At 66.9% G+C, this 13424-nt stretch carries 9 protein-coding genes; 4 read left to right on the top strand and 5 right to left on the bottom strand.

The window, feature by feature from the left end; translation table 11 throughout:
• The first annotated feature begins 47 nt into the window (after positions 1 to 47).
• Positions 48 to 446, top strand: coding sequence for a hypothetical protein (locus AC07M9_RS15320; RefSeq protein ID WP_494884773.1), 399 nt, complete (start codon positions 48 to 50; stop codon positions 444 to 446).
• 155 nt (positions 447 to 601) lie between these two features.
• Positions 602 to 2176: a sulfatase family protein gene (locus tag AC07M9_RS15315; protein WP_494884772.1), complete on the top strand. Its 1575-nt coding sequence runs from the start codon at positions 602 to 604 to the stop codon at positions 2174 to 2176.
• A 108-nt stretch (positions 2177 to 2284) separates the two neighbouring features.
• Here AC07M9_RS15315 and AC07M9_RS15310 read toward each other — a convergent pair whose 3' ends face one another.
• From AC07M9_RS15310 to AC07M9_RS15300, 3 genes are all read right to left on the bottom strand, one after another.
• Entirely contained in the window at positions 2285 to 5260 is a 2976-nt protein-coding gene (locus AC07M9_RS15310) for a TonB-dependent receptor (RefSeq protein WP_494884771.1), read from the bottom strand.
• 121 nt (positions 5261 to 5381) lie between these two features.
• A complete protein-coding gene (locus AC07M9_RS15305; protein ID WP_494884769.1) occupies positions 5382 to 6335 on the bottom strand; it encodes a FecR family protein in 954 nt (317 codons plus the stop codon).
• A complete protein-coding gene (locus AC07M9_RS15300) occupies positions 6332 to 6868 on the bottom strand; it encodes an RNA polymerase sigma factor (RefSeq protein WP_494884768.1) in 537 nt (178 codons plus the stop codon). Before AC07M9_RS15300 ends, AC07M9_RS15305 begins: the two co-directional genes overlap by 4 nt.
• Before the next feature lie 186 nt (positions 6869 to 7054).
• On the opposite strand from AC07M9_RS15300, the gene AC07M9_RS15295 reads away from it, so the two are divergent.
• Both AC07M9_RS15295 and AC07M9_RS15290 read left to right on the top strand, forming a co-directional pair.
• Positions 7055 to 7936, top strand: coding sequence for a metallophosphoesterase (locus tag AC07M9_RS15295; RefSeq protein ID WP_494884767.1), 882 nt, complete (start codon positions 7055 to 7057; stop codon positions 7934 to 7936).
• A gap of 143 nt (positions 7937 to 8079) precedes the next feature.
• Positions 8080 to 9531: a CYTH and CHAD domain-containing protein gene (locus tag AC07M9_RS15290; RefSeq protein WP_494884765.1), complete on the top strand. Its 1452-nt coding sequence runs from the start codon at positions 8080 to 8082 to the stop codon at positions 9529 to 9531.
• Between the two features lie 23 nt (positions 9532 to 9554).
• On the opposite strand, the gene AC07M9_RS15285 is transcribed toward AC07M9_RS15290, so the two are convergent.
• Positions 9555 to 10316 (bottom strand): UTRA domain-containing protein, encoded by a 762-nt coding sequence (locus AC07M9_RS15285; protein WP_494884764.1) that lies wholly within the window; start codon positions 10314 to 10316, stop codon positions 9555 to 9557.
• Between the two features lie 127 nt (positions 10317 to 10443).
• Positions 10444 to 13263 carry a TonB-dependent receptor gene (locus tag AC07M9_RS15280; protein WP_494884763.1) on the bottom strand — a complete coding sequence of 940 codons (2820 nt, stop codon included), beginning with the start codon at positions 13261 to 13263 and terminating at the stop codon, positions 10444 to 10446.
• Between the last annotated feature and the right edge of the window lie 161 nt (positions 13264 to 13424).

Below are 13424 nucleotides of genomic sequence, written 5' to 3'. Positions count from 1 at the left end.
GCGGCCCGGCCGGCGATGTTCTTCCTGATCCCAAGGAGAAGCGCGCGATGATGCACAGCCCGATAGCCCCCGCCCTGCGGCCCCGCGCCGACGCCCTCGTCACCGCCGTGGCGCGGCGCTGGCGCGCGGCGCGCGACCGGGGCCTGCCCTCGCAGGCGCGGCTCTACCGGCTGCTGTCGATCCGGCACTGGGAGATGCTGGTGCCCGCCTTCGACAGCTTCATGGCGCTGTGCGAAAACGCGCTGTACCGCCCGATCGCCACCGGCACCGGGCGCGAGCTTACCCGCGACGAGGCGATGCTGATCGGCCTCATCGATGGTTCCATGCCGCGCCGCAACTGCATCGACTGCGGGGCCGGTCCGGCCAGCGCGCTCGACAGTGCGATCCGCTCGACCCGCATCATGATGGTGCTGGTCATGAGCGCGCCAGTGGGCACGCAGGCATGAGCGGCCCCTCGGCGGCGACCACCCCGCGCGGCGGATCGCGGGTCAGCAGTCCCGCCGCGTTGAGCGGGATGCCGGCGACCGACAGCAGCAGCCGACATTGCGGGCGTATGATAAATCGCATATGGCCCGCGTCGATCTAAGAGCGGCGAGGACCTATGAAAGCGACCATCACGCGACGTGGGATCCTGCTCGCCGGTGCCGCAGCCTGCATATCCATGGGAGCGGCGGCCAAAGCGCGGACCGACCGGCCCAACATCATCATCCTCTACGCCGACGACCTCGGCTATGGCGATCTCAGTTGTTATGGTTCTGCGACCATCCACACCCCGCACATTGATCGCCTTGCAGCCAGTGGCGCGCGTTTCCTCGATGCCCATTCCCCTTCCGCAACCTGTACCCCCTCGCGCTACGCGCTGCTGACCGGCGATTATGCCTGGCGGGCGACGGGGATCCAGATCTTGCCCGGAGACGCGCCGGCGCTCATCCGGCCCGGCCGTTATACCCTGCCAGGCATGCTCAAGCGGGCGGGCTACGCCACCGGCTTTGTCGGCAAGTGGCATCTGGGGCTGGGCGAGGGCAAGGTCGACTGGAACGGCGAGATCGGCCCAGGGCCGCTCGACATCGGCTTCGACCGGGCCTTCTTCATGCCCGCCACGCTCGACCGGGTACCGACGGTGCTCATCGACGATCGCCGGGTGGCCAACCTCGACCCCGCCGACCCGATCCGCGTCGACTACAAGGCAAAGGTCGGTGACGAGCCGACCGGCGCCGAGCATCCCGAGCAGCTCCGGTACGGAGCGGATCCCGAACATTCGAACACGATCATCAACGGCATCAGCCGGATCGGCTACATGGCCGGCGGGAAGGCGGCTCGATGGGACGACGAGACTCTCAGCGATGTGCTGCTCGGCAAGGCGGTCGATTTCATCGCCGCGCAAAAGCGTGCGCCGTTCTTCCTCTATTATGCCGTCAACGAGCCTCACGTCCCGCGGGCGCCCAACCCGCGCTTCGTCGGCAAGTCAGGCATGGGGCCGCGCGGGGACGCCATCCTCCAGCTCGACTGGACGGTGGGCGAACTGATGCGCAACCTCGAGGAACGCGGCATTGCCAAGGACACGCTCGTCGTCTTCAGCAGCGACAACGGGCCGATATTGTTCGACGGCTACGACGACCAGGCCGTCGAGCTGGCCGGAAAGCACCGCCCCTCGGGCCCTTTCAGCAGCGGCAAATACAGCATCCTCGAAGGCGGCACGCAGGTACCGATGATCGCTTCCTGGCCCGGACGCATCCGGCCCGGACACGTTTCGTCGGCGCTCGTCGACCATGTCGACATGCTCGCCTCGCTGGCAGCGCTGGTCGGCCAGAGCTTGCCGCACGACGCGGCCGTGGACAGCCTCGACATGCTCGCGCCGCTGCTGGGGCAAAGCGAGCTTGGGCGCGACTACGTGGTCGAGGACACCAAGCTCATGGTCACGGCGGGATCGACCGTGGCCAGTAGCGGATCGCGGGTCCTGGCGATCCGGGCGGGCGGCTGGAAGCTCATTCGCGGCAGCGTGGAGCCGCAGGCGTTCCACGGCAACGCCATCGGCACCAAACCCCGCGACCAACTCTACAACGTGGCCAATGACCCCGGTGAGACGCGGGACCTGGCGCAAGCTCAGCCCGAACGCGCGCGCCATCTCGCCGCCTTGCTCGACAGGGTGGAACGCGCCGGCCGCAGCCGGCCCTGATGGGCGCCGATATTTCAGGGCCTGCCGACGCGGCGCCGGGCCGTCCTGGTCAAATCCCTTCGGGACGCCGGAATGGTGCCCGCCCGGACGGCCGGGCGGGCACACGCATCAGAACTCCGCGCTGACGCCGAAGCTGAAGGTCCGGCCGCTGGTGGTGTAGACCTCGGGGCGCATCGCATCGACGTTGGCGAACTGCTGGATCGGCTCGTTCGTCAGGTTGATGCCCTCCGCGATCAGGCGCACGCCGGGCAGGACGTTGTAATGCGCCTGGAAGTCGACGTTGTTGGTCGCCTTGATGCCGCCGCCGGAGTTGGCCAGCGCGTTTCCGGCGCCCGTCAGGTAGCGGCTGCGATAAGCGTCGGAGACGCGCACGCCCCACAGCGAATTCTCGTAGTAGATCGTCGCGTTGAACGCCCACTTCGAGAGGTTGTCGAGCGGCAGCACGCGCGAGGTGGTGACGCCGCCGGTGGTGTAGAACGCGGTGCGGTGCCCGTCGAACCAGGTGCCGTTGGCCGAGACGCCCAGGTTCTTGAGCGCGCCGGGCAGGAACGTGAAGTCGTGCTGGAACGCCGCCTCGATGCCCTTGATGTCGGCGCCGGGGCCGTTGATCGGCTGGCTCACGTCATAAGGCGTGTTCGCATCCTGCCCCTGGATCAGCAGCGACAGCGGCAACCCGGTTTCGCCATAGGGCATCTGCTTCGAGGACGAGGTGATGAAGCTGTCCATGCTCTTGTAGAAGAACCCGAGCGAGGCGAAGCCGTGGCTGTCCATGTACCATTCGACCGATCCTTCGACCGAGGTCGCCTTGTAGGGCTTGAGGAACGGGTTGCCGAGGCTGAGCGAGCCCCCGTTCGGCCGGGTGGTGATCGAACCCGCCGCCGCGAGGTCGCCGAGGCCCGGGCGGTTGACGTTGCGGCTGGCGCTGAGGCGCACCACGACGTCGCGCGCCACGTCGAGCGCCACGTTCGCCGCCGGAAGCCAGCCGTTGCTGTTGGTGCTGATCGACACGGGCGTGAAGCCGGCCCCGGTCGCCAGGTGGCCCGACGAGGTCAGGTCGGTCGAGTAGTAGCGCACGCCCGCGTTGGCGCGCAGCCGCATGCCGCCCACTTCGGTGTCGAGATCGAGCTGCGCGAAGCCGGCCCAGGTTTCCTCGTCGACACGGTAGTCGCTGCCGGCCTGCAGGTTGGCCGACGTCAGGTCGCGGTTGTCGCCGATCAGCGAATAGACCCCATCGACGTTGCCGACGATGTACTGGAGCAGCGTGTCCACCGGGACCGTCTGCTTGACGCTGTTGGGGACCTGCGTGACCGTGGGCACGTTGTGGAACACCTTGCTCGCCCAGGTGTAGCCGCTGTTGACGAAGTGCTTGTACTCGGCCCCGGTCTTGAATGTCAGCGCGTCGTTCAGCTTGTAGGCGGCGTCCAGCTTGCCGTTGGCGTAGCGGCTGGTGACTTTGTTTTCCTGCACGTCGAGGCGCTGCAATGCCCAGTTGTTCGGGTCGGTCAGGTCCTTGCCGTAAGTGTTGGCCGGGATGGTCGGCTGCATGTCGAAGCTGAAGGCGGTGTTCTTCAGCTCCATGAACACCTTGTCGAACACCGGCTGCGAGAACTTCGATTCCTCGAAGCCGCCGAGCGCATGGATGCTCAGGCGGTCGGTCACGTCCCAGCTAAGGTTGGCGACGCCCTGGTAGAAGTCGGTGTGGTTCTTGACGATGTGGTGCTCGGAACGCAGGTCGATGCCGGTGTAGCTGGCCGCGCGCAGCGTGTTGGAATCGTCGATCACCGCGCTCTGGATGACCTGCGTGCCGCCGATCGTGGTGCCGGTCAGCGGGTTGGCGCCGGCGGTGGCGAGGGCATAGTCGTCGCGATTGTCGGACAGGCGGCCGTAGAGCAGGTCGACGTCGAGCTTGAAGTTGTCGCCGGGGTGGTACTGCAGCGCCGAGGTGACGCCGAGGCGCTTGCGGTCGGTGTACCAGCTGGAGGGCGACTGCGCGGTCGACTGCCACACGCCGTTCAGCAGCTGCTGGCGGGTGGCGGCGTCGATGTTCGGGCCGATGTTCGCGGCGTTGTACTTGGTCAGGCCCCAGCCCCAGTTGCGGTAGCCGTATTCGTTGTTGCGGATCTGGCTGTAGGCGACCGAGACGAGCGCGCCGAAATCACCCCAGCGGGCCGAGGCGAGGCCGACCACGCGCGGCGTCACGCCGTCGGTGTTGGTGTTGGTCTGGCCCTTGGCCGAGACGACGAACTTCGTGCCGTCGTAGTCGAACGGCTTGGCGCTGTAGAGCTGCACGGTGCCGGCGATACCGCCCTCGTCCTGCTCGGCGGAGTAGGACTTCTGTACCGCGACGCGGTTGAACAGCTCGGAGGCGAACAGGCTGTAGTCGAACGAGCGCGAGCGGCTCACGCCACCACGGTTGTCCATGCCCGAGGCGGTGTTGCCCAGCACTTCCATGCCGTTGAGCTGGGTGCGGGTGAAGTCGGCGCCAAGGCCGCGCAGGGCGATCTGGCGGCCTTCGCCGCTGTCGCGGGTGATCGTGATGCCGGGAATGCGCTGGAGCGATTCCGCCAGGTTCAGGTCGGGAAAGGCGGCGATATCGGTGGCGACGATGTCGTCCTCGGCACCGACCGCGCGGCGCTTGAGTTCCTGGGCCTGGGCGATGCTCTGGCGATAGCCCGATACGACGATTTCTTCCGACGCCGGCTCGAAGTCGGCGGCCACCGCCGCCGGGGCTTCGGCCGCGACGGCGGAATACTGCACCGGGGTCGTCCGGCGAACCGGCGCGGGGCTGCCTGCCGGTTTCAGCACGGCGATCCCGCCCTGCATCTGCGCCGCGAGGTTGGTGCCGCGCAGCAGCTGGTCGAGCGCCTCGCGCACCGTGTGGGCGCCGCGCACGCCGCCGGTCCGCAGGCCGGAGACGGCCGCGGGCTTCACCACGACCTGCAGCCCGGTCGCCTGCGAGAACTGCGAGATGCCGGTCCTGAGGTCCGACGGCGCGATGGCGAACTGCATCTGGCGGTTCAGGCTGGCGTTGGCGGTGCCTGCATGAGCGGCGCCGGGCGCGCCGAATGCCAGCGCAATGGCCAAGGAGCCAAGTGAGATTCCCCGTATCAACATCGTTTTCCTCCGTTCGAGCGCGACGCGCCTCCGAGGGGGAAGACGGGGTACGACGAGGATCTGGACAAAAGAATTTTGTTGCGTTGCAGCGTCAGTTTGATGGCGGTTTTGCGTCACTTTCAGTGGGAACGAGCCGCAGCTGTCCCTGCCCGCTCTCGACTCGGAAACCGTAGACGTCGCCCATGACGGTCAGCAGCCCCTGCGCGTCGTCGAGCTTGAAGCGGCCTGCCAGCGGGATTGCCGCCAGCTCGGGCGGCGGCGGGGCAATTTCTGGCCCCCGGCGGCGGTTCAGCGCTTCGACAAGCTCGCCCAGCTGCATGTCGTCGGTGTCGATCCATGACCGGCGCCAGTCCTGCTGCGCTGCATCGAAGCGCGTGGGAGACTGGGCCACCCCGCCGCTGAAGCGCGAGCGCCACCCGGCAGGGACGACGATGCCCTTGCCCTCCTGCCGATATCCCCCGAAGCGCACCGCGCCCCGGTACACCGCCAACTTCACGTCGCGGCTGTCCCGGTTGAGAGTGAAGGCGGTACCGAGGACGCGCGTGGTGGAGTCCCCGGCGCGCACTTCGAACGGGTGCGCGGCATCGTGGGCCACATCGAAGTAGGCCTCGCCCCGCTGGAGTTCGACGAGGCGGTGGCCGCCGCCGACCTCCACGTCGAGCGCGGTTGCCCCGCCCAGCTGCAAGTTCGAGCCATCGGCCAGTTCGATGGTCATCTGCTCGCCGCGCCGGGTTTCGAAGTGCTCGCGCGGCACCGATGCTACCCCGGCCCAGTCGTGGTTCCAGCCGCCGATGCCGACCAGCGCGACCAGCACCGAGGCGAGCCCGGCGCCGAGCACGCGCCGCCGCCCCTGCCGCATCGCCAGAACCTGCGCGTCGGACAGCCGGCCCAGGCCGTCGAGTTCGGCCAGAGCTTCGCCCAGCGCCGGATCGTCGAGCACGGCCTGGACTTCGGCAGCGGCCACGGGCGGCGCTTCGTCCAGCGCCGCATCGTCCTCGCGCATCGCCCAGCGGGCGGCGTCCATCAGGGCGGCGCGGCGGCTCATGTCCGCTCCGACACGGTAAGGCCGCGCCGCTCGAGCGCGTGGCGCAGGTCGGCCAGCGCGCGCGTGCAGTGCTTGTCGATGGCGGCCTGGGTCATGCCAAGGTCAGCGGCGATGGTCGCGCCCGGCACCCCGTCGAACTTGCGGCGCATGAATATCTCCCGGCGCAGCGGCGGCATCACCCTCAGCGCCGAGGACAGGATTTCCACGCGCTGGCGATAGTCGAGGATCTCATCCGCACGCGGCTGCGGGCAGGCGATGTCTTCGCACAGCTCGCCGGCCGGCGGCATCGTGCGCAGCCGCCGGAAATGGTCGTGCACGAGATTACGGGCCACCGCGAAGCAGAACGCCGCCGCGTCGGCGATCGAACGCTTGCGCCGGTAGTCGTAGAGGCGGACGTAGGTTTCCTGGACGATGTCCTCGCCTTCGGCACGGTCGTGCAGGCGTCCGGACACGAAACGCAGCAGCGTGTCGCGCAGCGCCGCGTCGTCGGCGGCGGCCTGTCGCCGGCTCACCAGGGCGGTCATGTCGTTCATGGCATGGGCGCGCCCGGGAACGACCGAGCCGGCCTCCGGGCGGGCGCTCTCATCTGGTTCTTCCCTGATCGACGATTCGTTGCAGTTTCTGCCGGACTGCTAGGGACATTGCGTGAAGCGTGCGTGACAATCGACTTGGAGATGCATTAGATCGCGCCACCCTCCCCCTGAAAAAGCGAGCAAGGCGTGCGTCATCTCATTTTCCTGGCCCTGCTGGCCGGCACGGCTGCGGCCGTCTCGGCCGCGCCGGACACGCGACCCGATTTCAGCATCGGCGCCATCGCCGACGCGCAGTTCGCCGAAGAGCCGGACGCACCGCCGCGTCTCTATCATACGACGCCGCGCAAGCTTTCCGCCGCGATCGCCGACTTCAACCGCCAGCGCCTCGCCTTCGTCGTCCATCTCGGCGATTTCATCGACAAGGACTGGGAGAGCTACGACGCCCTGCTGCCGGTCGCACGGCGCCTGCGCCACCCCTGGCACTTCGTGCTCGGCAACCACGAATTCGCGGTCGACGACGCGCGCAAGCCGCAGGTGCCGGCGAAGCTCGGCATGCCCGCGCGGTATTACAGCTTCGAAAGCCATGGCTGGCTGTTCATCGTCACCGATGGCAACGACCTCAGCAGCTACGCCTGGCCGGCCGGCTCGCTCGAACGCGAGCGCAGCATGGCACTGCATGCCAGCCTCTACGCAGACAAGCCGCTATGGGACGGCGGCCTCGGTGACGCACAGCTTGCCTGGCTCGACGCCGAACTCGCCAAAGCGGACCGCCGTCACCTGAAGGCGGCGATTCTGTGCCATTTCCCGGTCTTCCCCGAAAACCCGCACAACCTGTGGAACGCAAGCGCGGTCATGGCCCTCATCGAGCGCCATCCCGCCACCAAACTTTGGCTCGACGGTCATAACCACGAGGGCAACTACGGCGTCCACGCCGGCGTCCACTACGTCAACATGAAGGCGATGCTCGATACCGCAGACACGTCCTACGCCCGGCTCGACTTCTTTGCGGACCGCGTAGAACTGCGGGGTACCGGACGACAACCGGACATGGTGTTACCCCTGCGCTGACCTTGGCCATTGGCGCACCGAAGGCGATCGGGATCCTCAGGGGGGCTACCACCTGGGTGTTTGGCGGCGCGAGATAGCAAAGGGCTGCGACCAATCGCCCGCTCATGGGTTATCATCTTTGATTGATTATCCAGGGATAGCGCATGACGTCAGACGAGGTCGAAGTCGAACTGAAGCTGGAACTCACCCCCGAAGGCGCGGACGTGCTGGAAGCATCCGGCCTGCTCGAACGGACTGCCCAGACGGTCCCACAACACGCCTTATATTTCGACACGCCGAACCACGACCTCGCCCGCGTCGGGCTCTCGCTGCGCATCCGTCGCAACGGCGAGCGGCGCGTGCAGACGATCAAGGCCGGCGGCGGCGGCGCCGGCATGTTCATCCGCCCGGAATGGGAGCGCGATGTCGCGGACGACCAGCCGATCATCGACCACATGACGCCGATCCCCGCATTGCTCGGCGAAAAGGTTGGAGCGATCGGCCCATTGTTCGTCGTCGAGAACGAGCGGCGCATCTGGAACCTCGAGGGCATCGAAGTGGCGCTGGACCGTGGCCGCATCATCGCGGGAGATCGCGAGACGATGCTCCATGAAGTCGAGCTGGAGCGCAAGAACGGCGATCCTGCCGCCCTCTTCGCGCTCGCGAGGCAGATCGACGCCGCCGCGCCTGTCCATCTCGGGGTGCTCAGCAAAGCGGAGCGCGGCTATCGGTTGCTGGGACCTGCCGTTTCGCGGGCGAAGGCCGAGCCCGTCGTCCTCGACCACGCAATGACCGCCGCCGCGGCCTTCCAGGCGATCGCCTATGCCTGCCTGCGCCATTTTCGGCTCAACGTGCCCCTGGTGCTGGACAACCGGGACCCCGGCGCGCTTCATCAAGCCCGCGTGGCGCTGAGGCGGTTGCGCTCCGCCCTTGCCATCCACAAGGACATGCTGATCGACGGCCGCTCCGCGCCGTTCAATGACGATCTGCGCTGGCTGGCGGGCGAACTCGGCAAGGCGCGCGACATCGACGTCCTGGTCGAACGCGCCGGCGAGGGCACGATCCACGCCCGCCTGCAGGTCGCGCGGAAGGACGCCTACGACAACGCCGCCGCCGCGCTGCAGTCCGATCGCGCCCGCATGCTGCTGCTGGACGTGGTGGAATGGATCGCCCTCGGACAATGGTTGTCACTGGAGCAGAACGTGGACATCCGCGAGATGCCCGCGCGGGACTTTGCAGAGGGTGCGCTCGGGCGCTTCCGCCGCAAGGTCAAGAAGGGCGGCCGCAATCTCGAAAAGCTGGACGATGAAGCCCGTCACTCGGTGCGCAAGGCGGCGAAGAAGCTACGCTACGCCACAGAGTTCTTCGCCGCCCTCTACGATCGGAAGCGTGAGAAGAGGCGGCACAAGCGTTTCGTGTCGGCGCTGGAGGCCCTTCAGGACCGTCTCGGTGTGCTCAACGACCATGCGGGAACGCCGGAACTGCTGGCCAGGCTCGGCCTTGCCGGCGAGCCGGATGCGGCGGCGCTGGTGGGACATGGTCCCGACACCCGGTTGCTGGAAGCGGCGGCGGAGGATTACGAAGCCCTCGTGGATGCTAAGCGCTTCTGGCGCTGAGGAGGGACCGGCCCTGCCCTGCCTCAGGCGCGGACGTTCAGGTCGACGTGGATACGGATTGCGTCGTGGCGCCAGTATTCCTGGTCGTACTCGACGACCCGCCCCGCCGCATCGAAGCTCGTGCGCACGACCAGCAGGCCCGGCGTGCCGGATTTGACGCCCAGCCCGTCTGCCGCCTCCTTGACGAGGGCGCAGGGGCGCATGTCCACGCGATTTCGCGCCACCGTCACGCCGTAGGTATGGGTCAGGATGTCGGTCAGAGATCCGTCCAGCGAATGGCTCAGCAGATCGGGCGCAAGCGCGGGGTCCACGGTGATCTGCTCGACCAGCACGGGCCGACCGTCGATCGTCCGGCGCCGGTCGATGACGTGCATCAGCGTGCCCGGCGCGACGCGAAAGATATCGGCGACGGCAGACGGCGCGGGCCGGGCTTCCCTCGCCAGCGTCTGGGTCCCGGGCGTGCGGCCCTGTTCGCGCACGTAGGCCATGAACCCGGCCCAGCGGGTGGGATCGTAGGTCACCGCCGGAGGAGAGACGTACCACCCGCTGCGGTCCTTGCGGTAGATGAGGCCCTCCGCCTCCAGCTGGAACAGTGCCTCGCGGATGGTGCCCCGCGCCGTTCCCGTGCCGGTCTGCAACTGCCGCTCGGACGGCAGCCGGGTGCCGGGGAGCAGCTTGCCCATCTCGATGTTGAGCGCGATCTGGTCGCGCAGCGCGAGGTACTGCGGCCCCTCCACGGTGCCGGCCGTGCGGGTCCAGGGCATCATGTCGGTCTTCGCGCGCATCGGTCAGCCCATGTGAGGGAACGCCGGAGGACCGGCGCTGCCCACCCATGGCAGCAGGGCCGCCGGAACGTCAATGCGCGGATGCGCCCGCCTCCGAAGACACGGGCGCATCCGGCCGGATCGCCGGTCAGAAACGATAGCTGCCACGCAGCAGGAACGTCCGGCCCGCTTCCATGTAATCCTTCATGTAGCTGGGATTGTCGCCCTTCGAGGTATAGTACTTATAGTCGTTGAGCACGTTGCCGACATCGAAGTCCATCGCCAGGTGGCTGGTGAAGTTGTAGCGCAAGTGGAAGTCGAGGCTCTTGTTTGGCCGCACCCACTTGTCGACCGCATTGTCACGCAAGGATTCGATGAACTTACCCCGATAGTTGTACGACAGCTTCGTCTCGATACCATATTTCTGGTAGGTAATTGCCGCATTATACATGAGATGCGGCGCGTTGATGAAGCGGATCGACTTGCCCTGGCGGTAGTCCAGACCCGTCTCCGCCGAGCTTTTCTGCACCGTCACGTTGCCCTCGATGCCGAAGCCGTCGAACGGCGGCGCGAGCCCCTGCAGGCCCTTCACCATGTTGAGCTCGATGCCGTAGATCTCCGCCGTCTCGCCGTTCTGCGGCTGGCTGATCTCGATGGTGCCGTTCTGGGTGTCGGCGTTCACCTGGCTGCCGTTGGTGAAGATGAAGTTGTCGATGTGCTTGTAGTAGACCGCCGCCGACAAAATGCTGGTCGCATCGGGGTAGTATTCCAGCGAGAGGTCGGCGTTGATCGACTTCGCGGGCTTCAGGTCAGGATTGCCGCGGCTGATGGCGATGATCTCGTTGGTGCCAGGATCGCGGGTGATCGACTGCCCGGACGAGAGATAGCTGTATTCCGGCGGCGAGTAGCCCGTCCACACCGCCGCGCGCAGGACTTTGTCGTCGGCCGGGCGCCAGATCGCCGTGATGCTCGGCAGGAACATCGTGTAGCCATTGCTGGTGCTGTCGAAGCCGCTGTCGTCGCCGTCGTCCGACCAGAAGACGTTCTCGGTCTCGCGCCGCTCGACGCGGGCGCCGGCGATGATTCCCACATCGCTCAGCTGGAAATGCGCGAGGGCGTAGGCGGCGTAGACCTTCTCGGTGCTGCGCTTGTCATCCGCGAAGAACTCGGTGGCGTCCGGGTCCATCGGGTTGGCGGCCATCGCCGCCTTGATCGCCGCCTCCACGCGCGAGCGGCTGAGAACGTCGCCGTAGTAGTACTGGCCGCGAAGGATGCTGGTGACTTCCTTCTCCACCAGCCCCGACTGCTCGAGGTTGCGACCGTCCAGCGCGGTGCCGGCGAGGTCGCCGTCATAGATCGGGGTGTAGTCGTAGTCGCGCTTGGAGCGCATGTACTTGGCACCGACCTTCACATAGTCGAGCGCGCCTTCGAAATCATACTTCAGGTCGAGGCGGGCGGCGATGCGGTCGTCCTTCTGCCTGCTGCGCGACGAGCTGGCGCCGTCGAAGGCGAGCAGCGAGGAGTCCTTCTCGACGAACTCGGCATAGGCGGGCAGGCCGGCCTTGGGGAAGCGAGGATCGCTCGACACCCAGTCGATGCCGGTGGCGTTGAGCGGGTAGGCGCACTTGTCGCAGTTGTAGCTGATCGAATAGCCCTGCGGCGAGGTGCGGTCACCGCCGGAATAGCTGACGTCGTAGTCGAGGTGCAGACGGTCGAGATCGCTGTGGCCGCCCAGGTTGATGGTGTAGAGCGTCTGGTCCATGTCGATCGTGCCGAAATTGCGCGCGAACTGGAACTGCTTGGGGTCCCACACCCCCGACCGCCCGTTGAGCGACCAGTAGCCGTTCGATCCGGCGTCGAGGTCGGTGATCGCGCCGTCTCCGTCGCGGTCGACGATCTGGCCGGCGGTGTAGCCGTAGCGGTTGTAGGTCTTGCCGTCCCGCTGGAACTGGCCGGTGATCATGCTCTCTGGCTGGGCGAGGCTGGTGTCGTCCTCGTTCACCTGCGTCAGCCGCGCGGTCGGGCGGTTGCGGTAATCGGTCACCTCGTTGGTGCCGCGCTGTTCCTGCCGCGAATACTGGCCGCGCAGGTAGAGCTGCGTGGTGTCGCCATGGAAATCGAACGATAGGTTGCCGCCGTAGCGCTTCTGCTTCAGGCGCCGGTAATCGAGGTCGATGCCCGGCAGGTGCATGTTGCTTTCGTCAATGACCTCCTCGGAGTCCTTGCGCCAGTTGTAGGGCTCCCACTCGCCGTCGTTCTCGGTTTCCTGGCCGTTGCCGTGGCTGACGCCGTAGTTGGCGGAGAGGAAGATGCCGAAGCGGTCGTCGGCGAAGCGCTGGCCGAAATCGGCCTGGCCCTGGAAGTTGCTCGAATCCTCGTCGGCCTTGCGGGCCTGCTGGTTGAAGCCGCCGGCGCCGTAGACGCGCAAGATAGTGCTATCCTCGAAGTCGAAGGCGGTGGGGGTGCGGAAATCGATCGAGCCGCCGATGCCGTCGCCGTCCTGGTCGGGGGTGAGCGTCTTGGTCACGCGGATTTCGGCGAGGCCGTTGGGCGGCAGCACCGTCAGCGAGACGTCGCGGCTGCTGGGATCGGTCTGCGCCACACGCACGCCGTTGATGTAGACGGCGTTGTAGGTGCCCGACAGGCCGCGGATGGCGACGTATTCGCCCTCGCCGGTGTCCTGGTTGACGATCACCGACATACCCGGGATGCGGGCGAGCGCATCGGCAACGTTGGCATCCGGCAGTTTGCCCAGGTTGTCGGCGGAGATGATGTCGACGACGTTGTCGGCATTCTTTTTCCGCTCGATCGCGACGACCGTGCTCTGGCGCTGGCCGGTGACGAGGATGTCGTCCGCCGGAGGTGCTTCGTCCGCCCACGCAGGGGCGCTCGCCGTCATCAGCGCCAGCGAGGCGGTCGATATGCTCAGCAGCACGCGCGAGGCGTGCGCAGTCTTGGACAAGCCCATGATGTTATCTCCCCAGAATACCCGTGCCATCCGCCGGCAGCCGTGACTGACTGCCCTCTACGCGGCGGGGTCATCGACTCGACGACCACTTGGCATCTGGTATACACCAGTTTAACATTGCAGGCTGGTGACAGGATCGAAGGGAGTTCGGATTGCGGCCT

Source organism: Novosphingobium sp. GW821-FHT09E05 (assembly GCF_059416165.1).
Note: the sequence above shows the minus strand (reverse complement) of the source record. Positions and strands in the feature narration are given on the sequence as shown.